This is a genomic window from Actinokineospora sp. UV203, assembly GCF_056323665.1.
Map to the genome: position 1 here is coordinate 4,210,903 of NZ_CM150484.1, position 25,269 is coordinate 4,236,171.

Consider the following 25,269-nt stretch of genomic DNA (forward strand, 5'->3'; position numbering starts at 1 on the left):
GAGAACCGGAGGCATTGGCCGGTGAGACTCACGCCAGTAGGCCGGGAGTGGCGAAACCTGGTGACGGGCCAGCCGGTGGGGGCGCCGTGGCGGAACCGCGCGGTCAGGCTGGGTGGCGGCATTGGGTGGTTGGGGACTGGAGGGTAGGTGGCCCGGCCCGGTGGGTCCGGCGTGGCGGGATCGGTCCGGTGGAACGTGTGCGGTCTAGCCGGTGGCGGAACCAGATGGCGGGACCGCACGGTCGGACTGGACGGTTGGGCCACGACGGGCGGGCCACGACGGGCGGGCCACGACGGGCGGGCCACGACGGGCGGGCCACGACGGGCGGGCCACGACGGGCGGGCCACGACGGGCGGGCCACGACGGGCGGGCCACGACGGGCGGGCCACGACGGGCGGGCCACGACAGGTGGGCCACGACGGGCGGGCCACGACAGGTGGGCCACGACGGGCAGCGAGGACGGTTGGAATTGGCGGGCCCAACCCCATGTGTCTGCCCCGCCCTAGTGACCGGCGGGGCTGGCCCGGCGGGGATTGGCGTGGTGGATCGGACGGCGAGGCCGCCGGAGTGTGCCTGGCCCTCAGTGGCGGGACCGGGCCGGCCCTCATTGGCGCAGCCCGGGCGGGCGATCGCACCGGGCGCTTGGTCCCGAGGCGGGCGCGCGAGGCGACCCGAATCTAGGTCGATGTGGGTGGACGGGCGGCATGGACCTGAACCTGGATCCAGCGGCGGAGTCTGATGTTGGCCGAACGAAGGCTGAGCTCGGGCCGGATCGATGTGGCGCGGATCGGCCCCGGAACCCAGGTGTCCCCCTCCGGTGACTTCGCGAATGGCGGCCAAGTGGGGGGCTGGATCAATGAGTTGGAAGTGGAGCGGCGGTTGGGCCCACTCCCCCAGTCGAATCTCGATGTTTCACGTGAAACGTGCGGAGCGCCTGCGGAGGCGTTCGGGGGCATCAGCGACAATCGGTCTGCACGGTTTCACGTGAAACATCGGGATGGGACTCATTCGGTATGACCAACGTTGACCGGACCGTCGCGGCTAGTGCTGCCGCTGTGTTCGGAGATCGACTGGAGCTCGCGGAGCGGTTCGTCGGGTTGCTGACTGAGCATGGGGTGGAGCGGGGGCTGATCGGTCCGCGCGAGGTCGAGCGGCTTTGGGATCGGCACATCCTCAACTCCGCGGTGGTCGGTGAGCAGATGCCGAACGAGGCCCGGGTGGTCGACGTCGGGTCCGGCGCCGGCCTTCCCGGCATCCCCCTCGCCATCGCTCGGCCGGATCTTCAGATAGTTCTTGTAGAACCAATGGCAAGACGGGTGGCGTGGCTGGACGAGGTCGTGGAGACTCTCGGACTGACGTCAGTCATCGTTCTCCGCGGCCGGGCCGAGGAATCGAGCATCAAGGACGACGTCGCCGGTGCCGATGTGGTCACCGCCCGCGCTGTCGCCCCACTTGCCAAGTTGTGTGGATGGTGTCTCCCGTTGCTCCGAGTCGGTGGACGGCTGGTGGCGCTCAAGGGCACCAGCGCGGTCGAGGAGATCGAACGGGACCGGCAGGCCGTGGCCAGACTGGGTGGCGCCGATCCGCGGATCGAGACCTGCGGGGCCGATGTCCTCGACGTACCGACGACGGTGGTGGTCGTCGACCGGGTGGCGACGACGCGCAGGCGGACAAGGAAGGATCAGGGTGCATACCGTGCCTGAGAACGGAGCGAGGATGTTCCACGTGAAACAACGGCTTTCGAGGGGGAAGAACCAGTGACTCAGCCGTCTCCCGCATCCGTCGCAGGTTGGACGCCCATAGCTGAAGAGGCCGCCAGGGCCACCCGGATGAAGCATCCGGAGGCGCCGTTTCCACGGCCCACCCACCGCCGTGTGATCACCGTGTCGAACCAGAAGGGCGGGGTCGGCAAGACGACCAGCACCGTCAACCTGGCCGCCGCGCTCGCCATGCACGGGCTGCGCGTCCTGGTCATCGACCTCGACCCGCAGGGCAACGCCAGCACCGCGCTGGGCGTCGACCACCGCTCCGGGACGCCTTCGGTCTATGAGGTCCTCCTCGGCGAGGTCACCCTCGCGGACGCCGCGCAGACCAGCGACCAGTCGGACCTCCTCTTCTGCGTGCCCGCCACGATCGATCTGGCGGGCGCCGAGATCGAGTTGGTTTCGATGGCGGGACGCGAGTCCCGGCTTAAGGAGGCGCTCTCCGACGAGGCGCTCGACCAGCTCAACCCGGACTACGTCTTCATCGACTGCCCGCCGTCGCTCGGTCTGCTGACCGTCAACGCGATGGTCGCCGCCCAGGAAGTCCTGATCCCCATCCAGTGCGAGTACTACGCACTCGAGGGACTCAGCCAGCTGCTGCGCAACATCGAACTCGTGCAGAGCCACCTGAACCGCTCGCTCGTCGTCTCGACGATCCTGCTGACGATGTACGACGGCCGCACCAAACTTGCCGACCAGGTGACCTCCGAGGTCCGCCACCATTTCGGTGACACGGTCCTCAAGACCGTCATCCCGCGCAGCGTGAAGGTCTCCGAAGCCCCCGGCTACGGCCAGACCGTGCTCGCCTACGACCCAGGTTCCCGCGGCGCCATGTCGTACCTGGACGCCGCACGTGAAGTCGCCTTCCGAGGAGCAGGGGTACAGCAATGACCGGACCAGCCGGACGCAAGGGCGGACTGGGCCGCGGACTGGCCGCGCTCATCCCCCAGGGCCCGCCGCCGCCTGCCATCGACGTGTCGACGCCGCGGGTGCCGGTGCGGGTGGAAGGGCTGAACAACAACCACCATGCGCCCAGTCACACCGGCGCCGTCGCGGGCGCGGTCTACCGGGAGATCGACACGGCGTCGATCGTGGCGAACCCGAAGCAGCCGCGGCAGGTGTTCGACGAGGACGCGCTCGCCGAGCTGGAGCACTCGATCCGCGAGTTCGGGCTCATGCAGCCGATCGTGGTTCGCGAGCTGGGTGACGACAAGTTCGAGCTCGTCATGGGTGAGCGCCGCCTGCGCGCGTCGCAGCGGGCCGGGCTCAAGCGCATCCCCGCGATCGTCCGGCAGACGGCCGACGACGCCATGCTGCGCGACGCGCTGCTGGAGAACATCCACCGGGTTCAGCTCAACCCGCTCGAAGAGGCGGCGGCGTACCAGCAGCTGCTCGAAGAGTTCGAGGTGACGCACGAGGACCTGGCGGCCCGCATCGGGCGCAGCAGGCCGGTCATCACCAACACCATCCGACTGCTCAAACTCCCCCTCCCCGTGCAGCGCCGAGTGGCTGCGGGCGTCCTGTCCGCCGGACACGCGCGCGCTCTGCTCGGGCTTGAGGAGCCGGGCGAGCAGGAGGAGTTGGCTACCCGCATCGTCGCCGAGGGGTTGTCGGTCCGCGCGACCGAGGAAGCGGTCACGCTCGCGAAGAGCGCTCCCGCCGCCAAGCCGAAGGCCGCACCGCGCAAGCCGATGGTCGCCCCCGGCCTCCAAGACGTCGCCGAGCGGCTGTCGGACAAGTTCGACACCCGCGTCCGAGTCGAACTCGGGAAGCGAAAAGGCCGGATCGTTGTCGAATTCGGGTCGGTTGACGACCTTGAACGCATCGTCGGCATGATGGCCGAAAATGGGACAATTCAGACATAAAAATCCCGCAAGGGATCACACCAGGTACTTACGTCACGGTGACGATGGCACTGAGTGGGTCAAATTTCACTCAACGTGAGCGGGCGATGGCCCGGTCGATCAGCCCGGCATAGATCGCGCCGAGCGACCGGCCGGCCGCCTCGACCGCCATCGGCACCAGCGAGGTCTCGGTCAGTCCCGGCGAGAGGTTCACTTCGAGGAAATGGACCGCGCCCGACGGATCGATGACGGCGTCGGTCCGTGAGATGTCGCGGAGCCCGAGAAGCTTGTGCGCGGTCACCGCGAGTTCGGCGACAGCGTCGGCGGTCTTCGGGTCGAGCCGAGCCGGAGTGTGGAAGGTCGTGAGCCCGGCGGTGTAGCGAGCGGTGTAGTCGTAGACGCCGCTCTCCGGGACGATCTCGACCGCGGGCAGCGCCTCGGGACCGTCCGGCCCGTCGATCACGGTGACCGCGACCTCGACCCCGTCGACGAATTTCTCGGCGAGGACGGCGTCGCTGTAGGCGAGGCAGCCGACCATCGCGGTCGGCAGGTTCGCCGCGTCGCGCACGACCTGGGCGCCGAGGGCCGAGCCGCCCTTGTCCGGCTTGAGCATCAGCGGCAGACCCAGCCGCCGCACCATCGACTCCAGCACGGGCGCCGCACCCAGTTCGCGGAACGTGCTGTGCGGCAGCACAACCCAGTCTGGGGTCAGCACTCCCGCGCGCGCCAGCTCCGCCTTCGCGGTCGGCTTGTCCCATGACCGCCTGCACGCGTCCGGGTCGGTGCCCACGTACGGGATCGACAGCAGATCCAAGATCGTCTGGATTGAGCCGTTCTCACCCTCGCCGCCGTGCAGCGCGACGACGACGGCGTCGGGTCGGTGCTCGCGCAGCCGGTGCAGCAGGTTCGCGTCGGCGTCCCACTCCTCCACCGTGACGCCGACCGTCCGCAGCGCGGCGGAGATCCGCCTGCCGGACCGCAGCGACACATCGCGCTCGTGGGACAGGCCTCCGGCGAGTACGGCCACGAAGCGATCGGTCACTGCGAACTCCTTGGCTATCCGATTGATCACGCGGTGTCGGGCGTGGGCGTCTGCGGTCCCGAGAGCGAACGGCTCGTCGACGGACCGAAGGTGTTGAGCAGCTCGATCTCCTCGGTGAGCACACCGGCGAGCCTGCGCACGCCTTCGGAGATCCGCTCGGGCGGCGGGTAGCAGAACGACAGCCGCATCTGCCTGCTGCCGAAACCGTCGGCGTAGAAACCGGTTCCGGGCACGTAGGCGACTCGGGCGGTGACCGCCCGCGGCTGCATCGCTTTGGTGTCCACGCCTTCCGGCACGGTCATCCAGACGAAGAACCCGCCGTCGGGCCGGGTCCACGTGCAGCCCGCGGGCATGTGCTGCTCCAGCCCGGACAGCAGCGCGTCGCGGCGTTCGCGGTACATCGACTGGAAGGACTTGATCTGGCCCTTCCAGTCGTGCGTGGCGAGGTAGCGCGAGACGATCAGCTGGTTGAGCGTCGGCGGGCACAGCGACGCGGATTCGGCCGCCAGCACCAACTTCTCGCGGACGGCGTGCGGCGCCAGCGCCCAGCCGACGCGCAGCCCGGAGGCGAAGGTCTTGGAGAACGAGCCGAGGTAGATCACGTTGTCGGCGTCCATCGACCGCAGCGCCGGGTAGATCTGGCCGTCGAAGCCGAGCAGGCCGTACGGGTTGTCCTCGATGACGAGCACGTCGTGGCGCGCGCAGATGTCGAGCACCTCGGCCCGCCGCGAGACCGCCATCGTCACGCCTGCGGGGTTCTGGAAATTCGGGATCGTGTAGAGGAACTTGACCCGGCGGCCTGCCTGCTGAGCGGCGCCCAGCGCGGCCCGCAGCGCTTCGGGGACCAGGCCGTGCTCGTCCATGGCGACGTGCCGGACGTCGGCCTGGTAGGACGCGAAGGTGCCCAGGGCGCCCACGTACGACGGGCCCTCGGCCAGGACGATGTCGCCCGGGTCGCAGAAGATGCGGGTCACCAGGTCCAGCGCCATCTGCGAGCCGACGGTGACGACCAGGTCGTCGGGGTGGCCGGTGACGCCCTCCAGGGCCATCACCTCGCAGATCTGCTCCCGCAGCTGCGGGACGCCGTGCGCCGAGCCGTACTGCAGCGCGGTGAGTCCCTCGTCTTTGATGATCGATGCGACCTGCTCGGACAGGAAGTCCAGCGGCAGCGCGGCCAGGTTCGGCATCCCGCCCGCGAGCGAGACGACCTCCGGACGGCTGGCCACCGCGAACAGCGCACGCACCTCGGATGCCGTCATCCCCGTAGCTCGCGCGGCGTAGCGCTGTAGGTGCGGGTCGAGGCTGCGCGCGCCGAGTCTTTCCGGCGGCTGTCCAGGCGTCATCGGGCGCTCCGTCGGTGCGGGTAGATCAATCGAGTGTAACCGGACAGGTGACTTAGCCCTGATTATCGCTTCAACGGTTCCCGCGCAGGGCACATGGTCCTATTCTGGGTTGGGTATCACGCCGTCCTCCTGCGGACGGTCAGTCCGCGAGGCATTGCATGTGTGCGGGAGGTTGGGTGTCGCGACGCGTTGTAGGCGTCACGTTGGACAACCTGGAGCACCTTCCGAAGCACTGTCGCGGATGCGTGTACTGGGAACTAGCGCCGCATCTCAAAGAGCAGGCTGAGGAGTTCGGCACGTGCGAACTCGAAAAGGAAGCCTGGGTTTCGAGCGTCCTGCTTGAGTGGGGTTCTTGTGGGCGCGTCGTGTACAGCGACAAGCTGCCCGTCGGATTCGTCCTTTACGCGCCGCCGAACGCCGTCCCGAGGGCCTCGGCCTTCCCGACTTCGCCGGTGAGCGCCGATTCGGTCGTGTTGACCGGCTTCCACGTCGTGCCGGAGTTCCGCGGTGGCGGGCTCGGCCGGATGCTGGTCCAGGCCGTCGCGAAAGACCTGACCAGGCGCGGTGTGAAGGCGATCGAGGCCTTCGGCGACGCCCGTCCCGACGAGGACCGGTCCTGTGTCGTGCCCGCCGACTTCCTGACGAGCGTCGGTTTCAAGACCGTGCGCCCGCACCCCCGGTGGCCCCGTCTGCGCCTGGAACTGCGCTCGGCCATCACCTGGAAGGAAGACGTCGAGGCGGCGCTGGAGCGGCTGCTGGGGACGGTGTCCGTCAGCACCGCCAGCCCAGTCCTCCACTAGACCGCCTCCCCGGAATTTTGGGAGTTGGTCACCTACCGGGTGATGGTGCGGAGTGGTGGGTGACCGTGGCTTGGTGTCGTCACGGTCCCCTTAGGTGCCGGTTGGACGCGCCGCCCATTTGTGCACCGGGCTAATCACCTACTCGGCTTTGGCGAGCATTTCGTGGGCCAGCACGTCGGCGAAGGTGAAGCTGCCGGTCGGCTGGTCGTTCTCTCCGAGCAGGTAGAGCCGCTTGACCGCGACCAGGATTCCCTCGGCCACGACGTCGCGGAAGGCCGGGTCGGAGAGCCGGGCCCGGTCGTCGGCGTTGGTGAGGTAGCCGATCTCGATGCGGACCGCCGGACAGCGGGTGAGCCGCAGGATGTCCCACGTCTTCGGGTGCGTCCCGCAGTCCCGCAGGCCGGTACGCATCGCCAGCTCGCGCTGGATCAGCCCGGCCATGGCCTCGCCGAGGGTCGACGTCGCGCCGTTGCCGCTGCCGAAGTGGAAGCACGCGACACCCTGCGCGTGCGGGGAGGCGTTCGAGTCGGTGTGCAGCGAGAGGACCAGGTCGGCGCCGGCCTCGTTGGCGAACGCGGCGCGGGCCTCGTCCGGCGGGCACTGCTCGCGGCCGCGGGAAAGCAAAGCCTCCATGCCGGTGGCGACCATCCGGCCTTCGAGCCTGCTGGCCAGGTCCCACATCAGGTTGGACTCGTTGACCCCGCCGACCGACAGCCCGGTGTCGGCGCCGCCGTGGCCCGGGTCGATGACGATCCGCTTGCCGCGCAGGCGCGGACCGGCCTTGCGGACCCGCTCCTGTTCGCGCAGCAGGACCGGACGGCCGCCGCGGGCGCGCGGGGACAGCTGGCGCAGGGCGCGGACCGTCTCCGGGCCGCAGATTCCGTCGACGGTCAGGCCGTAGTCGCGCTGGAAGTTGCGCAGCGCGGACTCGGTCTGGGCGCCGAAGACGCCGTTGGGCCGACCCGCGTCGTAGCCGAGCTCCAGCAGGCGTTCCTGCAGGGTGAGCACGTCGTCGCCGGTGATCGGGGCGGAGACCATGAACGCGAGCGGACGGCCACCGAGCTGGTGGGTCGCGTCGCGCAGGGCGCGGTAGGTGGCCGGGCCGACCAGTCCGTCGGTGATCAGACCACGCTGCTGCTGGAAGGCGCGAACGGCGTGTTCCATGGCCTGGTCGAACACCCCAGGTTCAGTCATGCCGGTGACCGACGGCAGCAGGCCCAACGCAAGAAGCGTGGACCGGACCTCGGTTACAGCAGGACCCCCATCGCCGCGGCGGAGTACCCGCATGCACCCTCGCTCTCCGGTTGGGCTCCGGCGGAGCCGGAGCGGTTCCTGACAGCTCATCATTGTGCCCTGTCAGCCTGGCCGCTTCACGGAAGGGGCGTGGGTGGGTCAGAGAGAAACGCCGAACCCGGGGCCCCGCGTCCTTAACGAGACGCGCGTACCCCGGGTTCGGGTTGCTTCGCCGACCGCCTTTATCAGGCGAGATAGTCCTCGAGGTCCTTGAGGATGGCTGCCTTGGGCTTGGCGCCGACGATGGTCTTCACCGGCTGGCCCTTCTCGAACAAGATCATGGTCGGCACCGACATGATCTTGTAGTCGCGGGCGATGCCGGGGTTCTTGTCGATGTCGAGCTTGGCGACGGTGATCTTCTCGGGGTTGTCGCGGGCGATCTCCTCCAACACCGGGGCGACCATCTTGCACGGGCCGCACCAGGTGGCCCAGAAGTCCACGAGAACGGGCTTGTCGCTCATCAGCACCTCGTCCGCGAACGAGCTGTCGGTCACGAGGACGGTGTTGCCTGCCATCTTCTCTCCCTGTGGTGTTTGGTTGGTGATCAGTTGGAGGAGGCGTAGCCGCCGCCGACGAACTCGGACGCCATCTCGGCCTTGGCCTCACCGTGTTCGGCGAGCCAGCGCTCGGCGTCGATCGCGGCCGCGCAGCCGGAGCCCGCGGCGGTGATGGCCTGGCGGTACTCGTGGTCGACCAGGTCACCGGCGGCGAACACGCCGTCGATGTTGGTGTAGGTGCTCTGCCCCTTGACCAGCACGTAGCCCGCGTCGTCGAGGTCGACCTGGCCGTTGACCAGTGCGCTGCGCGGGTCGTGGCCGATCGCGACGAAGAAGCCGGTGACCGGGAGTTCGGAGACCTCGCCGGTGACCGTGTCGGCGATCTTGAGACCGGTCACGCTGGTGTCGCCGAGTACCTCGGTGACCGCGGTGTTGAGCTGCCAGCGGATCTTCTCGTTGGCCTTGGCCCGCTCCAGCATGATCTTCGACGCCCGGAACTCCTCGCGCCGGTGGATGATCGTGACCGACTTCGCGAAGCGGGTGAGGAAGGTGGCCTCCTCCATCGCCGAGTCGCCGCCGCCGAGGACGGCGATGTCCTGGTCGCGGAAGAAGAACCCGTCGCAGGTGGCGCAGGCAGAGACGCCGCGGCCGAGGAGTTCCTGCTCACCGGGCACGTTGAGGTAGCGGGCGGCCGCGCCCATGGCCAGCACGACGGCCTTCGCCGCGTAGCGGGTCCCGTTGGCGGTCACGTACTTGACCTCGCCCGTCAGCTCGACCGACTCGACGTCCTCGGGACGGAGTTCGGCGCCGAACCGCTCGGCCTGGGCGCGCATCTGCTCCATCAGGTCCGGGCCCATGATGCCGTCGCGGAAGCCGGGGAAGTTCTCGACCTCGGTGGTGGTCATGAGAGCGCCGCCGAACTGGGACCCCTCGAAGACCAGCGGTTCGAGCTGGGCGCGCGCGGCGTATACGGCCGCGGTGTACCCGGCTGGCCCGGAACCGATGATGATCAGGTTCCGGATCTGGTCCACGTCCGCAGGCATGTGCCCTCCATCGACTCCGCCGGACGTCTTGCCCGGTCGCATTGGATGTCAACGCGATCGTAGGGGCCGGTTGTTCCGCCGCTGTCGGTGACAGGGCACACGAGTGCGGAGGACCTCTGCGGAGCTGCCGCAGAAATCCCCCGCAAACGTTTGAGATCAGGTGGTTCAGCGGCCGATCGTGTCGTTGAACAGTTCGGTGCAGTCCGCTTGGACGACCAGGATGCGGAACTTGGTGGCCTCGCCCGTGGTGAGCATCGCCATCACGCCCGGCTTCCCGTCGAGCGTGACCGGCCGGACGCCGATGGTCTGCGCCTTCGCCGGGTCGAGCCCATTGGCCTCGATGCACTTGTCGAGACCAGCCTGGTCCTTGAGCGGGCCGAAGTCCTTCTTGCCGCCGAGCTGTCCCGCGACGCTGCCGATGTCCTCGGTCTTGACCGCGAGCGGCGCCTCGGCGTTCGCGCCCGCCGACGCCGACGGCACCGGGGCGGCGACGCCGTCGGTGGTCTGCTTCGCGCCGGGCAGCACCGCGACCGTCACCGCGACGGCGGCGGCTGCCGCGGTCAGGGCACCGACACCCCACGCCATCCGGCGGGAGCGCTTGCGCCGCGCCTCGGCCATGTCGATGACCGGGGCGCCTGCATGCTGACCGGTGAACGCGCGCCGGGCCTCAGCGTCGAGTGCGGCGTCGAGTCGGGCGGCGAAGTGGGCGGGCATGGGCGGCGCCGGGGCGTCGCGCAGTTGCTCCAAGCCGTCCTTGACCGAGTCGAGTGCGTCGATGATCGCCCGGGCCTGCGGGTCGGTGTTGACCTGGGCCCACAGTTGCGCGCTCTCGCGGGGGTCCAACACACCCGCGTGCAGGTCGGCGAGCAAGTCGACAGACCACGGCGACCTGTCGGGGACCCCGATGCCCCGAGTCTCGTCCGTCATCGTCCCTCCAAGTGGCGCCGAGTCGGCGCGTCTCGCCGTTCGATAGCGCCACCTGGGACGTTCGCATCTGCACTCGGGTTCCGCAGATGCCCGAGAACTTTCGCCAACTTGGCACGGCCACGGGCGCAGCGGCTCTTCACCGTGCCCTCGGCGATACCCAGCATCTTCGCCGTCTCGGCCACGGAATAGCCCTCGACGTCAACCAGCACGATGGGCACCCGCTGCTCCTCGGACAGCTCGGCCAGCGCGGTACGCACGACCAGGCTGGTCTCCCGGTCGGACATGGCGTCGCGCGGGCTGACCGGCTCACCCGGCCCGGCCTCGGGGAGCGGCACGGTGGGCCGGGCCTGGCGTCGGCGGACGCGGTCCAGGCAGGCGTTGACGACGATCCGGTGCAGCCAGGTGGTGACCTGGGACTCGGCCCGGAATGAGCCGGCGGCGCGGAACGCGGAGATGAACGCCTCTTGCAGGGCGTCCGCCGCTTCCTCGGGGTCGCGCAGCGTGCGCAGGGCGACTGCCCAAAGTCTGTCGCGGTGCCGGTGGACTAGCTCGGAGAAGGCGCGCGGATCCCCGGCGGCATGGGCCGCGATGAGGTCGGCGTCCGAACTGGCGGCGGCGGTCACGCGCCACAGCGTATCGGGGTGTGACATGGCGCTGTGACATGGCGCCCAGGGGGCGCGGCTCGGTCGCTTTGATCACCGCGACCGAGCGGGTGAACCTTTGAGCAGGGTGGGTGCCTGATCAGCCACCTCGGCGCTGGTTGTCACTGGGCGCGGAGGAAGCGGATCTCGGTCAGTTCGGAGACGTTGCCCTCGGCGAGCGTGGTGATCCAGATGAGCACGTGTTGGGTGGGTTCGGCGCTGTCGAGCTGCAGCTTGGTCTGCCCGGCCTGCAGGGTCGCGCGGCCGATGACCTTGGTCTCGTCGAGTTTCGGGCGCTCCGTGGGCGCCGTGCGGATCTCGACGACCGTGCCGTCGCTCGGCGAGTCGATGATGACCTCGGCGAACGGGACCGGCTCGGCGAACGAGGCCATGATCCCGATTCCGGGCTTGAGCGTGGGGAACGGCTGCGCGTAGGCGTCGGTCTTCCAGGCGGTCTTCGGGTCGCCGTCGACCGCGAAGGTGGCTCGCCGGGGATTGTCGGCCGTGCCCTTGACGTTGTAGACCCGCACGCCCGCGGCCTGAATCGGCTCGCCCGGTTGCGGTGGCGGCGGGCCGTTCTGCGGGTTGCCGCCGGGGGCGGTCGCCACGATCGTCGGGCCGCCCGCGCCGGGCTCGGAGTCGCCGAAGAAGCTGATGAGCTGCATGCCGAGCCATGCCAGGACGCCGACCGTCGCCACGGCCAAGGCGGTCACGCCGACGGCGAGCTTGCGCCGGGTGGCGCGGTCGTTGCTGGGCCGCCGCGTGGTCCAGACCGTGCCGTCGTCCTCGTACTCCGCGTCGTCGGAGATGGCCTGGAGCTGGTGGGTCTCGTCGTCGATGAACTTCGCCCGCTCCAGGACCCGGATCAGCCCGGCGCTGGTGCGGATGCCGCCGATCGCGTCGCCGGACAGGCAGCGCAGCGTGACCTCGGACAGCTCCTGCGGGATGTACGCGTACAGCGCGCGGGGCGCGACGACGTGGCCGTCCGGGCCCAACGGCGCGGCCGGGACGCCTTCGGGTCCGCCGGGCAGCGGCCACCGGCCGGTGAGCAGCAGGTAGAGGATCGCGCCGAGGCCGCGGACGTCGTCGTGCAGGCTCGCCTCCGCGGGCGCGCCGAGGAACGCGAGGAACAGGGCGCCCTGCGGGGTGACCCGGATGCGCTGCGGGTGGTCGAGGCCGAGCACCAGACCGGTGTGGTGGGCCGTCTCGGCCGCGGCGGCGAGCGGTTCGAGCAGGCTCGCCGCGATCGCCGACGGCACCGGGTACTCGGCGACCAAGTCGATCAGGTCGGTGCCGCGGACCCAGTCGGCCACGATGATGCCGATGAGTCCCTCACCGGCGCCGATCCCGCTGCCCTGGCTGAGCACGTCGAGCACCCGGGCCTTGCCAGGGTGGTTGAGCGTGGTGGCGTGCGCGGCGCGCTCCAGGGTGCGTCGGGCGGCGGCCACCGCGGCGGCGTCACCCTGGTCGCCCGCGAGCAGGGTGAGCGCGACATCGCGGCGCAGGTAGCTGTCCTGGGCCCGCCAGAAGTGGGCGTTCATCCGCTGGTCGACGCCGAATTGGGCGACCAGCCGGTAGCGGCCGTCGCCGATCATGCCGCCGGGGACGAGGAAGCCCGGGCCGGCACTGCGGCCTGCCGCATCCTCGCCCGTCGGGTACTCGGTTCGCCTCGTCGTCACCTATGTCTCCAGCACGCCGGTCGAGCCGAGGGTACGTGAAACCACGCCGAGATCGGTGGTCATCTCGTTACCCACGGCGCACGAGTCGGGTGATCCGGCTTGTGGCCGGCTTGAGTTCGGGCACCTTCAACACCATCAGAAGTCCGACCATAACCGGGCCCGCGACCACGGACTGGACGATGAGCACCAGCCACGCCCGACCCATCGAGTCGATCATGCCGGGCAGGACGAACCTGCTGACCAGCCACGCTGCCGCGACCCCACCAAGCCCGGCGAGAACGCTCTTGCCGATCACCGCGATGATCTTCTTGCTGTGCAGGTTCCCCAAGCGCACCCACAGCCACATCTGCCCGAGTACCGCACCGACGACGAACGTCAGCGAATTCACCAGCATGACGGCGATCACTACCTGCTTGGGATCCACCATAGCGCCGCACATGTAGAGCAGCGGAACCTTGACCACGGTCATCACGAGCATGATCAGGGTGGGCGTGCGGGCGTCCTTCATGGCGTAGAAGACCCGCAACTGCAGCATCACCAGCGCGTACGGGAGGAGACCGAACGCGGAGAACGCCAGCGCTGTGCCAAGCCGGTTGGCCTGGGCGAGGTCGACTTCCCCGGCGCGGAACAGCGCGATGCCGATCGCGACGCCCGACACCGTGAGGATCGCGCTGATCGGAACCAGCATGACCGCCGAGAGCCTGCTTCCGGTGGACAGGTCGTCGACCACCCGCTGGGTGTCTCCGTCCGCCGCCGCTCGACTCATCCGGGGCAAGATCGCGGTCAGCAGCGACACTCCGATGACGCCGTACGGCAACTGGAACAACAGCCACGCCTGGGCGTAGATGCTGACCCCGCCTGCCGAGGCCGCTGAGAGCACGCGCTGGGTGACCACCATGCCGACCTGGCTGATCAGGACATATCCGAGGATCCACAGGGCGAGCCCACCGAACTCCTTGAGCCGGGCGTCGAACCCCCACGTCCACTTGTACTTGAAACCGCTGCGCTTGAGTGCGGGCAGCAGGATGGCCGCCTGCACAACGATGCCCAGCGTGACGCCGATGCCCAGGACCAGCAGCTTCGCGTCGCCCATGCGCACCGGGTTCAGCGACAGCTCGCCGGGAACGATCGTGTAGGTCAGCAGCGTGGCCATGACGACGAGGTTGTTGACCACCGGCGCCCAGGCTGTCGGCCCGAACACATGCTTGGCCTGCAGGATGGCGGACAGCAAAGCGAAGAGCCCGTAGAAGAGGATCTCCGGAAGCAGCAAGTAGGCGAACGCGGTGGCGAGCTCGGGATTCGCCTTGCCGGTCGAGTTGTCGACGTAGATCCGGGTGAACACCGGCGCCAACGCGACCGCGATCACCGTGGCGACCGCGAGACCTGTCATGCCGACGGTCAGCAGCCGGTTGATGTAGGTCTGCCCGCCGTCCGGATCGTCGTGCGACCGCACCAGCAGCGGGACCACGACGCTCGCCAGCACACCACCGAGCAGCAACTCGAAGATGATGTTGGGCAAGGTGTTGGCGATGGTGAACGAGTCCTGGATGACGTTGATGCCGATGATCCAGCCGAGCATCAGCTTCCAGAAAAACCCCGTGATCCGGCTGACCAGCGTGGCGATGGCCATCGACCCGGTCGCGCGGGCCAGTGAAGGCACCGCCTTCTTCTGTGCGCCCTGCTCCACCGTCGTCGTCCTCGCTCTTTCGCGCCTATAGATCGTTCTCGGCGGCCGCGGCCATCCGCTTGGCGCGAATCCGGCGGAACAGCCGCAGGCTGACCAGCAGCACCAGCGCGCCCGCCGCCGTGCCGGTGACCGCCAGGGTGATGCTGCCGTAGGAGGTGGAGTTGAGTTTCACCCGGGAGGTGGCACCGAGGGTGGTGCCGCTCTCCGTGGTCAGCCAGACGTCCACGGTGAAGCGGCCGGCGCGGCTGACCGAGACCGGCAGGAACTGGGTCATCGAGTGACCGGCGGGGATCCGGACGTAGACCGACTGGTCGGACCGCACGCCCGGGGTGTCCCCCACGTTGACCCTGGCGCGCACGGCCACCGGCAGGCCGTTGGTGATGTAAGCCGGGATCGGGCTGTCCGCCGACGCCAGCGACAGCGGGACGCCGGAATCGTTGATCGTCACCCGGGACAGCAGCGCCTTGAGCTGTTGGCCCGCGTGCCTTGTCGCGTTCGACGCCTCGGCGGGCCGCGAGCGCCACGCCGTCGAGGACGCGCGGATCAGGTCGTCGCGAATGGGGGCGAGCAGCGCGCTGGGGTCGAGCAGGACGGTGGCGTCCTTGGTGAAGACGTTCTTGATCAGCTCACGCTGGACGGTGTTGATCCGGGCGATCTCCGCGGCGACCGGCGCGGTGACCTCGGCCCCGCTGTCCTGCGCGGAGTAGTCCAGGCCGCCCGCCTTGCCCTGGTCGGGAAGCTCGACGAGGGAAGGCAGGTGCAGCGGCAGCGTGTAGTCCTGGGATTGCAGTGACTGCAGGGTCTGCAGGAACACCCGCAGCTCGCCGGTCGACGCCGACCACCGGCGTGGGGGTGCGACCAGCACGTTCTGCCCGGCGGTGAACGCGCCGCGGAAGACCAGGGTGGCTAGCCCGTTCTGCACCGACGACGTCTTGACCGTCGACTCGCCGCCGCGCGGGGCCAGGGAGGAGGCCACGAGGGTGTCGTACGGGATGGCCCGGGCCGAGTCGCCGTTCAGGCTCAGCGGCGCCTTCCCGACGACCTGCTGCAGCTTGGCGGCGTCGGCCAGCACGGTCGTTCGCCGGGCGCTCGACAGGTCGGCGAGGGTCCGCTGGTCGAGGGTGCCGCCGTCGGGCCAGACCACCCCCGCCTGCGGTTTGACCTCGAGGGTCTTCTCGATGACGTCCGACGCCGAGACCGCGACGGTCTGCAGGTCGACGGTGTCGGACCGGGAGAGCGCGACCAGGTCGGCGTCGGCGAACGGCAGCGACACCACGCACTGGCCCCTGGCGAGGTCGCGGAGCACTGAAAGCCACAGCGCGGCCGTCTCCTGGCCTCTGCCCTCACTGACCACGCCGTCGCGGCCGACGAGGTAACCCTTGGACATGAGGTCGACCTGGTGGATCAGGTCGGGATCGATCGCGAAGCACAGCGACCGCAGCAGCGTGTTGTCCGTCACGGCCGCCTGCTGCACGGCGTTGAGGAGGCTGAACAGCCTGCCGCCGCTCAAGGAGTCGGCCAGTCCCTCGTCGTCGAAGACCGGTTTCCCGCCGCCGATCGGGATCTCCACGGGCCGAGGCTGCTCGTCGACCAGCGGCCACAGCATCCCCACCCGGGACGGGTCCGCGGGCCGGGCGATCGCGTCGCCACCGGGCACCGACAGGACCGGCAGCAGCGCGCTCAGCGCGCCGATGCGCTCGGCTGTGCCGAAGTCGGGGGCGCCGTTGAAGTTCAGCACCAGCTGGTAGATGCCCGGCTTGTCGATCTTGAGTGACCCGCGCTCCTGGCCGAGGCCCACCGTCAGCTCGAAGCGCGCGGACTGACCCCGCTCCAGCTTTCCGCTGACGTCCTTGAACTGGCTCACCGTGGGCTTGGTCAGCGCGGTCGTCTTCTGCGGCTCGTCGAGCGCCCGGCGCAGGGCCGACTCGTCGACGAGCAGGTCGCCGCGCTCCAGGCGGACCTGGATGTCGTCGATCCGGCGATCACCCGTATTGGTGATCGTTCCGGTGACGGTGACCGTCGGGGTGCTCGCGTCGGCGACTCTCGGGGTGAGTTGATCCAAGTCGACTCGGATGCGTTCGGTGGTCTGGGCGGTCGACTCGCCGAGCGGCGCACCGAGCACGACCAGCACCGCGGCCAGCGTCGCCAGTCCGGCGCGACGCAGTCGAGTGATCACGAAGTCTCTCCAGCCATGGGGTCAGCCTCGGCCGACTTCGTCGCGCTCGACCGGACCGGGTGAGAGTGGATGCTCGGAGAGTAGTTGCCTCGCCTTTCGGACCAGACGGCGCTCGTCCGCATAGGCGAGTCTCGCCTCCAAGTCGTTGAAGGCCACCCACGCGACCTCGGTCACTTCCAGGTCTTCGTCGGAGAGCTCATAGGAGTGGGCGACCAGCAGGAAGTGGTGCACCGTCTTGTGGATTCGCTTGGCGCCGTCGGCGATGAACCAGTAGTCGATCGTGCCCAGCGGCCGGACGACCTCACCCTCGATCCCCGTCTCCTCGGCGACCTCGCGGACCGCCGTCTGCTCCGGGGTCTCGCCGGGCTCGATGTGGCCCTTGGGCAGCGACCACAGCAGCCTGCCCCGCCGGTCGAGGCGGCCGATCAGGGCCACCCGGTCGGTCGCGGCGTCGAGCACCAGCCCGCCCGCCGACGTCTCGTCGACCGTCGCCAGCTTCGGCCCGCGCTTGCGGAAGCGGCGCCCGGTCCGGGCGCCTCGGGACCTTCCGGACGACGGGGGCATATTCGCGATGGTAATGCGATCGGCGACCTCGGGGACGGGCGTCGCTCGACCCTGTGGATAACCGGTTACGCTCGTTCATTGTGTTCGCCTCAGTGTCGCGGTCTGTCTCATCAGCGCAGGCCGCCCAGAACGCGGTAGTGGAACTCATGCGGGTTTCGCCGATCGCGGATGATCTAGCCACCCGGTTCACCCGGGCGGGCCATCGCCTCTACCTCGTCGGCGGCCCGGTCCGCGACGCGATGTTGGGCCGGATGGGCAACGACCTCGACTTCACCACCGACGCGCGGCCCGAGCAGATCATGAAGATCGTGAGCGGCTGGGCTGACGCGATCTGGGACACTGGCATCGCCTTCGGCACCGTCGGTGCGACCAAGCAGGGCACCACCTGCGAGATCACCACGTTCCGGTCCGACGCCTACGATCGGGTCAGCCGCAACCCTGAGGTCCAGTTCGGCGACTCGATCGAGGCCGACCTGGTCCGCCGCGACTTCACGGTCAACGCGATGGCCATCGACTTGTCGACAAAGCGATTCATCGACCCGCACGACGGCATGGCCGCGCTGGCCGAGCGCAGGCTTGACACCCCGGCCACCCCGCAGGAGTCCTTCGCCGACGATCCGCTGCGGATGATGCGGGCCGCCCGGTTCGTCAGCCAGCTCGGTTTCACCCCCGCCCCGCGCGTGGTCGAGGCGCTGTTGTCGATGAGCGGTGAGATCGCCCGGATCACCCCGGAGCGGATCCAGGCCGAGCTGTCCAAGCTGCTCTGCGGCGCGAACCCGCGCGAAGGCATCGCCCTGCTCGTGGACAGCGGGCTGGCCGACCACATGCTGCCGGAACTGCCCGCGATGCGGCTGGAGATCGACGAGCACCACCAGCACAAGGACGTCTACGAGCACTCGCTGGTCGTGCTCGACCAGGCGATCGACCTCGAGGAGAAGGACGCCGAACCGGACCTGGTGCTGCGGCTCGCCGCGCTGTTGCACGACATCGGCAAGCCCGACACCCGGCGGCTCATCCCCGGCGGCGGCGTCAGCTTCCACCACCACGAAGTCGTCGGCGCGAAGATGGTGCGCAAGCGTTTGAAGGCGCTGCGGTACTCGAAGGACATCACCGAGTCGGTCGCCAAGCTGGTGTTCCTGCACCTGCGGTTCCACGGCTACGGCAACGGCGAGTGGACCGACTCGGCCGTCCGCCGCTACGTCACCGACGCGGGCGAGATGCTCCCCCGGCTGCACAAGCTCGTCCGCGCCGACTGCACCACTCGCAACCGGCGCAAGGCGAACATGCTCCAGCGCACCTACGACGGCCTTGAGGAGCGCATCGCGCGAATCGCCGCCGAGGAGGATCTGGCCAAGGTCCGGCCGGACCTCGACGGCAACGAGATCATGCGGGTGCTCGGGCTGCCGCCGGGTCCGATGGTCGGCAAGGCGTGGACGTTCCTCAAGGAGCTGCGCCTCGACCGTGGCCCCCTGGAGTACGACGACGCCGTCGCGGCGCTGCGCGAGTGGGCGGCCGAGCAGGGGCTAGTGGCCAGCAATTCGGGTGATGGTGACGAAGCCGGCGAGGCCGATCAGGTAGCAGATGCCGGCGGCGACGAACAGTCCCGGTGAGGCTCCGTCCGGCGCGACGACCAGTGCCGCGAGTGACACCGAGACGACCTGAGCGACGTTGAAAAGCGTGTCGTAGAGGGCGAACACCCGGCCGCGGACCTCGTCGCCGATGTCACGCTGGACGGCGGCGTCGACGCAGAGCTTGACGATCTGGCCCGCGTAGGACACCACCAGCGCGGCGGCCAGCGTCGTGATCATCATCATCGGCAAACCGAGCGCGACGACCGATACGCCGCCCACGATCAGCGCCGCGCCCATGGTCCGTCGCCGGTAGAACTTGGCGACGAGCCGGGCGGTCGTGAGCCCGGCGAGCAGAATGCCGAGCCCGACCATGCCCGCCACCTCGCCGAGCCCGGTCATCCCGGTCTCGAGGCGGAACCGGACAAGCAGCACGGTCAGGAGCAGCAGGATGCCGAACGCGGCCCGGTGCGCGAGCAGCGCCACGAACCCGGCGAGCACGGTCGGTGCGCGCACCGCGGCCCGGGCGCCGTCGAACAGCCCCCGCGCGATGGCGACCAGCGTCTGCGGCGGCTCGTCGACCTCGTCGGGTCCTAGCGCGCCCTTCGCGAACCGGGCGGCGACCAGCGCGGCGGCGACCGAGCCGAGCGTGGCGGCGGCGGTGGTGATCCCGGAGCCGATGTCGTCGGAGCCGACCAGCGCCCGCAGCCCGACCGCGCAGCCCGCGCCGGTCACCGCGACGACCGCGCCGAAGGTCGTGGCCAGCGCGTTCGCCTCGACCAGGTTGCGCACCGGCACCACGTGCGGCAGCGACGCCGAGAGGCCCGACCCGACGAACCGGCTGATGCCGACCACGATCAGCGCCAGCGTGAAGAGCACCGGCTCGTCGGCGCCCACCGCGACCGTCACGGCCGCCACCAGGATCAGCAAACCTCGCAGCGCGTTGGCCACGACCAGCACGTTGCGCCGGTCCCACCGGTCGAGCAGGGCGCCGGCGAACGGTCCGATGAGCGAGTACGGCAGCAGCAGGGCGGTGAACCCGGCGGCGATGGCGAGGGCGTCGGTTTCGCGTTCCGGGTTGAACAGGACGGCGCCCGCGAGGCCGGCCTGGAGCATCCCGTCGCCCCACTGGGCGGCGAAGCGGCTATAGAGCAGACGTCGGAAGTCGGCGATCGACAGCAGCCTCCGCACGCCGATCCGAAGGTGGTGTGCCTCGTGATCGGTGGAGTGGCTGGTGTCGGCTCGCGTGCTCACAGATGCTCAGCCTACGTCGCGAGGAAAGCCCTCGAACACCGGAATGGGCGGCCCCGCAAGGGACCGCCCACCCGACACCGGCACCGGGTCGCCTCACGGCGAGTTGCACAACGTGGCTCCAGCCGTGCGGTATTCCACGAAGGCGGTTCTAGTTGAGCCCGGGGGACACACAGTGCCGACCTCATCATCAACGACGGACCCCCCGCTTTCGTTCCCGTCGACGGCGAAGGAGGGTCGGGCCGTTCACACTCGCCGCGCGGATGGGATCATGGCGTGGTGTCATCCGACGCCCCCGTCGAGCCAGGGACGCTGCTGGTAGCCGCGCCCAGCCTGCTCGACGACAACTTCCGTCGCACGGTGGTCTACGTCATCGACCACCGGAGTGAAGGCACGCTCGGAGTTGTCCTCAACCGACCGAGCGACGTCCCCGTCGATGACGTGCTGCCCACGTGGGGCAGGCACGTGTCGGAACCGAACTCGGTGTTCGTCGGCGGCCCGGTCGAGCAGAAGACCGCGCTGTGCCTGGCCGCGATGCACACCGGCGAGGTGGTCGACGGGGTGACCGGTCTGATCGGCGTGCGCGGACCGGTGGCGTTGGTCGATCTGGACGCCGACCCGGACGTGCTCGTCCCCAAGTTCCGCGGCATGCGCGTGTTCGCCGGCTACGCGGGGTGGGAGATCGGCCAGCTCGCGGGCGAGATCGACCGCGGCGACTGGATCGTGGTCCCCGCCCTGCCCAACGACGTGTTCGCCCCCGCCGAGGAAGACCTCTGGGGACGCGTCCTGCGCCGCCAGGGAATGCCGCTGGCCCTGTTGGCCACGCATCCAGGGGACGTCAAAGCGAACTAGCGCCTACGCGTACCTCGGCACGGAATACGAGTCCGTGCAGCGGATGACTGTCGTCAACGAGGTCGGCGCTGTGTCATAGCGCCACCGCGACCGAGCGGGTAGCTATGCCCTGCCGAGGACTCCGCAACCGCCGCATTGGCAGCCCGCGCAGCCCGCGGGGAGTTCGGGAGCGCGTTCCGGCATCGCCGCGGCGGCGCGGTTGGCCAGGACGCCGGCGCCGATGGTGATCGCCAACAGTCCGATGGTCGCCACGATCGCCACCGTCACCGCGCCCGCCGTGGTCGACAGCAGCAGACCGACGATGCCGCCGACCACACCGACGAGACCCGCCACCATGGTCGGCAGGCCTGCGACCTTGTTGCCGAGGCGGAAAGTGTCGTCGTCGCGCAGGGTGGCGGGGGTGCGGACACCGCCGAAGCGGTTGCGCGGCAGCCGCTCGGTCAGGCCGAGGAAGCCGACGGCGAGCAGCGGCAGACCGGCGATGAGCGGCACGAGCGGCACGAGGTTCACCACTCGATGGTAGGAGATCCGACGCGGAGCCCTCGCCGGGCACCTGACCTGTGTGTTCCCGGTCATCTCCGAAAGCCGTTCGAGCCCGTGCGCTATTCTCTGGACATGAGTACGGCCCGCCTGCTCCTTAGTTGGCCGCGCTGACCGACCGGTCACGCGCGGCGACCCCTCATGCCCAAGCGGGCTGGGGGGTTTTCGTTTTTCCTCAGGAGCACGCACCCCCGGAAGGAAACTGATGAGCCCCGATCCTCAGACACCCAGCGCCGCCGATGCCGTGCCGAGCCACCGGTACACGGCCGAGCTGGCCGGTCGGATCGAGAAGCGCTGGCAGGACCACTGGGAGGAACGCGGGACCTACCACGCGCCGAACCCGGTCGGACCCCTCAAGGGCGAGGTCCCCGCGGACAAGCTGTTCGTCCAGGACATGTTCCCGTACCCCTCGGGCGCGGGCCTGCACGTCGGCCACCCGCTGGGCTTCATCGGCACCGACGTCTTCGCCCGGTACCACCGGATGAACGGCCGCAACGTCCTGCACACCATGGGCTTCGACGCCTTCGGCCTGCCCGCCGAGCAGTACGCCGTGCAGACCGGCCAGCACCCGCGCAAGACCACCGAGGACAACATCCAGACCTACCTGCGGCAGATCCGCCGCCTGGGTCTGGGCCACGACGAGCGGCGTCGGATCTCCACGATCGACCCGAACTACTACCGCTGGACGCAGTGGATCTTCCTGCAGATCTTCAACTCCTGGTACGACGCCGACGCGGGCAGGGCGCGCCCGATCGCCGAGCTGGAAGCCGAGTTCGCCCAGGGCAAGCGCGACACCCCGGACCGCCGTGGCTGGTGCGAGCTGACCCGCGCCGAGCAGTACGCCGTGCTGAACGAGTACCGCCTGGTCTACCTGTCCGACGCCCCGGTCAACTGGGTGCCGGGCCTGGGCACGGTCGTGGCCAACGAAGAGGTCACCGCCGACGGCCGCAGCGAGCGCGGCAACTTCCCCGTGTTCCGCAAGAACCTGCGCCAGTGGATGATGCGGATCACCGCCTACTCCGACCGCCTGATCGACGACCTGGACCGCCTGGACTGGCCGGAGAAGGTCAAGGCGATGCAGCGCAACTGGATCGGCCGGTCCAACGGCGCCCGGGTGAGCTTCCCGGTCGGCGAGCACGTGATCGAGGTCTTCACCACCCGTCCGGACACGCTGTTCGGCGCGACCTACATGGTCCTGGCGCCGGAGCACCCGCTGGTCGATGTGATCACCACGGCCGAGCACGCCGACGCCGTCGCCGAGTATCGCCGGGTCGCGGCGAACAAGTCCGACCTGGACCGCCAGGAGAACAAGGAGAAGACCGGCGTCTTCACCGGCGCGCACGCGGTGAACCCGGCCAACGGCAAGGAAATCCCGGTCTACGTCGCCGACTACGTGCTGATGGGCTACGGCACCGGCGCGATCATGGCCGTGCCCGGCCAGGACCAGCGCGACTGGGACTTCGCCACCAAGTTCGACCTGCCGATCATCCGGACCGTCCAGCCCGCCGAGGGCTTCGACGGCGAGGCGTTCACCGGTGAGGGCCCGGCGATCAACAGCGGTTTCCTGGACGGCATGGAGATCGACGAGGCCAAGTCGACGATCATCGCCTGGCTGGAGGAGCACGGCCGCGGCCGCGGCACCATCCAGTACAAGCTGCGCGACTGGCTGTTCTCGCGGCAGCGCTACTGGGGCGAGCCGTTCCCGATCGTCTACAACGAGGACGGCCAGCCGATCGCGCTGCCCGAGTCGATGCTGCCGATCGAGTTGCCCGAGGTCGAGGACTACTCGCCGAAGACGTTCGACCCGATGGACGCCGACACCGAGCCGTCGCCGCCGCTGTCGCGGGCGAACGAGTGGGTCGAGGTCGAGCTGGACCTGGGCGAGGGCAAGAAGAAGTACCGCCGCGACACCAACACCATGCCCAACTGGGCGGGTTCGTGCTGGTACCAGCTGCGCTATGTCGACCCGACCGACACCGAGCGGTTCTGCGAGCCGGAGAACGAGCAGTACTGGCTGGGCCCGCAGAGCGACGGCGATCCGGGTGGTGTCGACCTGTACATCGGCGGCGTCGAGCACGCGGTGCTGCACCTGCTGTACTCCCGCTTCTGGCAGAAGGTCCTGTTCGACCTGGGCCACGTCAGCGGCGAGGAGCCGTACCGGCGCCTGTTCAACCAGGGCATGATCCAGGCCTACGCCTACGTCGACGAGCGCGGTGTCTACGTCGACGCCTCCCAGGTCGTCGAGCGCGGCGGCAAGTACTTCTTCGGTGACCAGGAGGTCAAGCAGGAGTACGGGAAGATGGGCAAGAGTCTGCGCAACGTGGTGACGCCCGACGAGATGTGCGAGACCTACGGCGCCGACACCTTCCGCATGTACGAGATGTCGATGGGCCCGATGGACGTCTCCCGCCCCTGGGCGACCAAGGACGTCGTCGGCGCGCAGCGGTTCCTGCAGCGGCTGTGGCGCAACATCGTCGACGAGGAGACGGGCGAGGTCCGGATCACCGACGCCGAGCCCGACGAGACCACCCTGCGCGCGCTGCACAAGGCGATCGCGGGTGTGCATGAGGACTACTCGAACCTGCGCTACAACACCGCGGGCGCGAAGCTGATCGAGCTGAACAACCACATCACCAAGAACTTCACCGAGGGCTGCCCGCGCGTGGTGGCCGAGGCGATGGTCCAGATGCTGGCGCCGCTGTGCCCGCACGTGGCCGAGGAGCTGTGGTCGAAGCTGGGCGCCGCCGAGTCGCTGGCGCACGGCCCGTTCCCGACCGCCGACGAGCGCTACCTGGTCGAGGACACCGTCGAATACCCGATCCAGGTCAACGGCAAGGTGCGCGGCCGGATCACGGTGGCCGCGGGCGCGAGCCAGGACGAGGTGAAGGCAGCCGCGCTGGCGGAGGAGAAGGTGGCGGCCCTGGTCGCGGGCGGAACCCCGCGCAAGGTGATCGTGGTGCCGGGGCGTCTGGTCAACATCGTTCTGTAGTGCGGATTGGGGCTGTCACTCGGACAGCCCCACCTCGCGAACCAGGTCTGCGAGCATCGACTCGAAGATGGGTTCGGCGTCGGTCACCGGGAACGGGAACTGCCCGAACACCTCCAGCGCGACCTGCCCGTAGAGCCGCACCCAGAACCGCAGCATCACGTACGCCGTCGCGACGCCGAGCCGACTGTCCGCAATGGACACTCCGGCGGCGGCCATGGTGTCGAGCAGATCGGACCGGAACGCCGCCAGGTCATTGACCAGCGCCGCCGGGATGTCCTGTTCCGGCGGGGTGATCAGTTCCCCGGCGGCGAGGATGCGGCCGGCCACGCCGAGGAAGATCCGGCCGAACGAGTCCCGGACCGGGTCCTTCCTGGGGTCGTGCGGCGGCGTGGCGAACACGAGCGTGAACTCCTGCGGGTGCGCCAGCGCCCACCGCCGGAAGCCGCGGCACACCGCGAGCACTTGGGCGAGGTGATCCGACTCGGCGACATCGGCCAAGTCTCGGTCCAGGTCGCTGCCTAGGTCCGCGCAGACGTCGGCGCGGAGGTGTTCGATCAGGTCTTCGCGCGAGGCGTAGTACCGGTAGAGCGCGGGCGCGGTGATCCCGAGTTCCCGTGCGATCGCGCGCAGTGTCACCGCCTGCGGGCCGTCGCTGATCAGCAGCGCACGGGCCTGTCCGCGGATTTCGCGATCCGTGTCGGCGCGGGCCCGGTCTCGACGAGTCCCCTGCGTCATGTGGTCTCCGCGATGTTGTGAACGGCGTTCACGGA

At 69.3% G+C, this 25,269-nt stretch carries 21 protein-coding genes; 7 read left to right on the forward strand and 14 right to left on the reverse strand.

From position 1 onward, the window contains the following. Window positions 1-1,013 precede the first annotated feature (1,013 nt). Genes rsmG through ACUZ2Y_RS20050 form a run of 3 tightly spaced genes read left to right on the forward strand, consistent with a single transcriptional unit; the run spans window position 1,014 to window position 3,628 of the window. A complete protein-coding gene (gene rsmG / locus ACUZ2Y_RS20040; RefSeq protein WP_476321098.1) occupies window positions 1,014-1,703 on the forward strand; it encodes a 16S rRNA (guanine(527)-N(7))-methyltransferase RsmG in 690 nt (229 codons plus the stop codon). A 54-nt stretch (window positions 1,704-1,757) separates the two neighbouring features. Further along, a complete protein-coding gene (locus tag ACUZ2Y_RS20045; RefSeq protein WP_476321100.1) occupies window positions 1,758-2,654 on the forward strand; it encodes a ParA family protein in 897 nt (298 codons plus the stop codon). After that, the gene (locus ACUZ2Y_RS20050) at window positions 2,651-3,628 is read left to right on the forward strand and encodes a ParB/RepB/Spo0J family partition protein (RefSeq protein WP_476321102.1); all 978 of its coding nucleotides are present in this window, start codon (window positions 2,651-2,653) and stop codon (window positions 3,626-3,628) included. The genes ACUZ2Y_RS20045 and ACUZ2Y_RS20050 overlap by 4 nt, the downstream gene beginning before the upstream one ends. Before the next feature lie 70 nt (window positions 3,629-3,698). On the opposite strand, the gene ACUZ2Y_RS20055 is transcribed toward ACUZ2Y_RS20050, so the two are convergent. Both ACUZ2Y_RS20055 and ACUZ2Y_RS20060 read right to left on the reverse strand, forming a co-directional pair. Then, window positions 3,699-4,649 carry a D-alanine--D-alanine ligase family protein gene (locus ACUZ2Y_RS20055; RefSeq protein WP_476321104.1) on the reverse strand — a complete coding sequence of 317 codons (951 nt, stop codon included), beginning with the start codon at window positions 4,647-4,649 and terminating at the stop codon, window positions 3,699-3,701. Between the two features lie 26 nt (window positions 4,650-4,675). Next, entirely contained in the window at window positions 4,676-5,992 is a 1,317-nt protein-coding gene (locus ACUZ2Y_RS20060; protein ID WP_476321106.1) for an aminotransferase-like domain-containing protein, read from the reverse strand. 176 nt (window positions 5,993-6,168) lie between these two features. Here ACUZ2Y_RS20060 and ACUZ2Y_RS20065 point away from each other — a divergent pair, with 176 nt between their 5' ends. After that, window positions 6,169-6,792 carry a GNAT family N-acetyltransferase gene (locus tag ACUZ2Y_RS20065; protein ID WP_476321108.1) on the forward strand — a complete coding sequence of 208 codons (624 nt, stop codon included), beginning with the start codon at window positions 6,169-6,171 and terminating at the stop codon, window positions 6,790-6,792. 138 nt (window positions 6,793-6,930) lie between these two features. On the opposite strand, the gene ACUZ2Y_RS20070 is transcribed toward ACUZ2Y_RS20065, so the two are convergent. The 9 genes from ACUZ2Y_RS20070 to ACUZ2Y_RS20110 form a co-directional block, all read right to left on the reverse strand. Next, window positions 6,931-8,079, reverse strand: a complete 1,149-nt coding sequence (locus ACUZ2Y_RS20070; protein ID WP_476321110.1) for an N-acetylmuramoyl-L-alanine amidase — start codon at window positions 8,077-8,079, stop codon at window positions 6,931-6,933. Window positions 8,080-8,270: 191 nt separating this feature from the next. Beyond that, window positions 8,271-8,600 carry a thioredoxin gene (trxA, locus tag ACUZ2Y_RS20075; RefSeq protein WP_476321112.1) on the reverse strand — a complete coding sequence of 110 codons (330 nt, stop codon included), beginning with the start codon at window positions 8,598-8,600 and terminating at the stop codon, window positions 8,271-8,273. Window positions 8,601-8,629: 29 nt separating this feature from the next. Continuing rightward, complete coding sequence (gene trxB / locus ACUZ2Y_RS20080) at window positions 8,630-9,625, reverse strand: thioredoxin-disulfide reductase (protein ID WP_476321114.1); 996 nt, start codon at window positions 9,623-9,625, stop codon at window positions 8,630-8,632. 165 nt (window positions 9,626-9,790) lie between these two features. Then, a complete protein-coding gene (locus ACUZ2Y_RS20085; RefSeq protein WP_476321116.1) occupies window positions 9,791-10,552 on the reverse strand; it encodes a hypothetical protein in 762 nt (253 codons plus the stop codon). Continuing rightward, window positions 10,549-11,175: an RNA polymerase sigma factor SigM gene (gene sigM / locus ACUZ2Y_RS20090; RefSeq protein WP_476321118.1), complete on the reverse strand. Its 627-nt coding sequence runs from the start codon at window positions 11,173-11,175 to the stop codon at window positions 10,549-10,551. The genes ACUZ2Y_RS20085 and sigM overlap by 4 nt, the downstream gene beginning before the upstream one ends. A 140-nt stretch (window positions 11,176-11,315) precedes the next feature. After that, complete coding sequence (locus ACUZ2Y_RS20095) at window positions 11,316-12,788, reverse strand: protein kinase family protein (RefSeq protein WP_476331957.1); 1,473 nt, start codon at window positions 12,786-12,788, stop codon at window positions 11,316-11,318. Between the two features lie 151 nt (window positions 12,789-12,939). Beyond that, window positions 12,940-14,502 carry a murein biosynthesis integral membrane protein MurJ gene (gene murJ, locus ACUZ2Y_RS20100; protein ID WP_476331959.1) on the reverse strand — a complete coding sequence of 521 codons (1,563 nt, stop codon included), beginning with the start codon at window positions 14,500-14,502 and terminating at the stop codon, window positions 12,940-12,942. A gap of 82 nt (window positions 14,503-14,584) precedes the next feature. Next, complete coding sequence (locus ACUZ2Y_RS20105; protein WP_476321120.1) at window positions 14,585-16,735, reverse strand: DUF6049 family protein; 2,151 nt, start codon at window positions 16,733-16,735, stop codon at window positions 14,585-14,587. Between the two features lie 21 nt (window positions 16,736-16,756). Beyond that, entirely contained in the window at window positions 16,757-17,299 is a 543-nt protein-coding gene (locus ACUZ2Y_RS20110) for an NUDIX hydrolase (protein WP_476321122.1), read from the reverse strand. A 146-nt stretch (window positions 17,300-17,445) separates the two neighbouring features. Here ACUZ2Y_RS20110 and ACUZ2Y_RS20115 point away from each other — a divergent pair, with 146 nt between their 5' ends. Continuing rightward, window positions 17,446-18,909: a CCA tRNA nucleotidyltransferase gene (locus tag ACUZ2Y_RS20115; protein ID WP_476331961.1), complete on the forward strand. Its 1,464-nt coding sequence runs from the start codon at window positions 17,446-17,448 to the stop codon at window positions 18,907-18,909. Here the strand turns inward: ACUZ2Y_RS20115 and ACUZ2Y_RS20120 are convergent. After that, window positions 18,823-20,121 (reverse strand): MFS transporter, encoded by a 1,299-nt coding sequence (locus ACUZ2Y_RS20120; RefSeq protein WP_476321124.1) that lies wholly within the window; start codon window positions 20,119-20,121, stop codon window positions 18,823-18,825. The two genes, ACUZ2Y_RS20115 and ACUZ2Y_RS20120, sit on opposite strands and share 87 nt — an antisense overlap. A 273-nt stretch (window positions 20,122-20,394) precedes the next feature. On the opposite strand from ACUZ2Y_RS20120, the gene ACUZ2Y_RS20125 reads away from it, so the two are divergent. Further along, window positions 20,395-20,970, forward strand: a complete 576-nt coding sequence (locus tag ACUZ2Y_RS20125) for a YqgE/AlgH family protein (RefSeq protein WP_476321126.1) — start codon at window positions 20,395-20,397, stop codon at window positions 20,968-20,970. Window positions 20,971-21,072: 102 nt separating this feature from the next. On the opposite strand, the gene ACUZ2Y_RS20130 is transcribed toward ACUZ2Y_RS20125, so the two are convergent. Then, window positions 21,073-21,480 (reverse strand): SdpI family protein, encoded by a 408-nt coding sequence (locus tag ACUZ2Y_RS20130; protein ID WP_476321128.1) that lies wholly within the window; start codon window positions 21,478-21,480, stop codon window positions 21,073-21,075. Window positions 21,481-21,715: 235 nt separating this feature from the next. On the opposite strand from ACUZ2Y_RS20130, the gene leuS reads away from it, so the two are divergent. Further along, on the forward strand, window positions 21,716-24,499 hold the full coding sequence (gene leuS / locus ACUZ2Y_RS20135; RefSeq protein ID WP_476321130.1) for a leucine--tRNA ligase: 2,784 nt from the start codon (window positions 21,716-21,718) through the stop codon (window positions 24,497-24,499). 15 nt (window positions 24,500-24,514) lie between these two features. On the opposite strand, the gene ACUZ2Y_RS20140 is transcribed toward leuS, so the two are convergent. Beyond that, window positions 24,515-25,234, reverse strand: a complete 720-nt coding sequence (locus ACUZ2Y_RS20140; protein ID WP_476321132.1) for a TetR/AcrR family transcriptional regulator — start codon at window positions 25,232-25,234, stop codon at window positions 24,515-24,517. Between the last annotated feature and the right edge of the window lie 35 nt (window positions 25,235-25,269).

Bases quoted from the DNA above. Each gene is read 5' to 3' on its own strand.
- rsmG (WP_476321098.1), top strand. From the start codon at position 1,014: ATGACCAACGTTGACCGGACCGTCGCGGCTAGTGCTGCCGCTGTGTTC.
- ACUZ2Y_RS20050 (WP_476321102.1), top strand. From the start codon at position 2,651: ATGACCGGACCAGCCGGACGCAAGGGCGGACTGGGCCGCGGACTGGCC.
- ACUZ2Y_RS20060 (WP_476321106.1), bottom strand. From the start codon at position 5,992: ATGACGCCTGGACAGCCGCCGGAAAGACTCGGCGCGCGCAGCCTCGAC.
- ACUZ2Y_RS20070 (WP_476321110.1), bottom strand. From the start codon at position 8,079: ATGCGGGTACTCCGCCGCGGCGATGGGGGTCCTGCTGTAACCGAGGTC.
- trxA (WP_476321112.1), bottom strand. From the start codon at position 8,600: ATGGCAGGCAACACCGTCCTCGTGACCGACAGCTCGTTCGCGGACGAG.
- trxB (WP_476321114.1), bottom strand. From the start codon at position 9,625: ATGCCTGCGGACGTGGACCAGATCCGGAACCTGATCATCATCGGTTCC.
- ACUZ2Y_RS20085 (WP_476321116.1), bottom strand. From the start codon at position 10,552: ATGACGGACGAGACTCGGGGCATCGGGGTCCCCGACAGGTCGCCGTGG.
- ACUZ2Y_RS20095 (WP_476331957.1), bottom strand. From the start codon at position 12,788: ATGATCGGCGACGGCCGCTACCGGCTGGTCGCCCAATTCGGCGTCGAC.
- murJ (WP_476331959.1), bottom strand. From the start codon at position 14,502: ATGGCCATCGCCACGCTGGTCAGCCGGATCACGGGGTTTTTCTGGAAG.
- ACUZ2Y_RS20110 (WP_476321122.1), bottom strand. From the start codon at position 17,299: ATGCCCCCGTCGTCCGGAAGGTCCCGAGGCGCCCGGACCGGGCGCCGC.
- ACUZ2Y_RS20115 (WP_476331961.1), top strand. From the start codon at position 17,446: ATGCGGGTTTCGCCGATCGCGGATGATCTAGCCACCCGGTTCACCCGG.
- leuS (WP_476321130.1), top strand. From the start codon at position 21,716: ATGAGCCCCGATCCTCAGACACCCAGCGCCGCCGATGCCGTGCCGAGC.
- ACUZ2Y_RS20140 (WP_476321132.1), bottom strand. From the start codon at position 25,234: ATGACGCAGGGGACTCGTCGAGACCGGGCCCGCGCCGACACGGATCGC.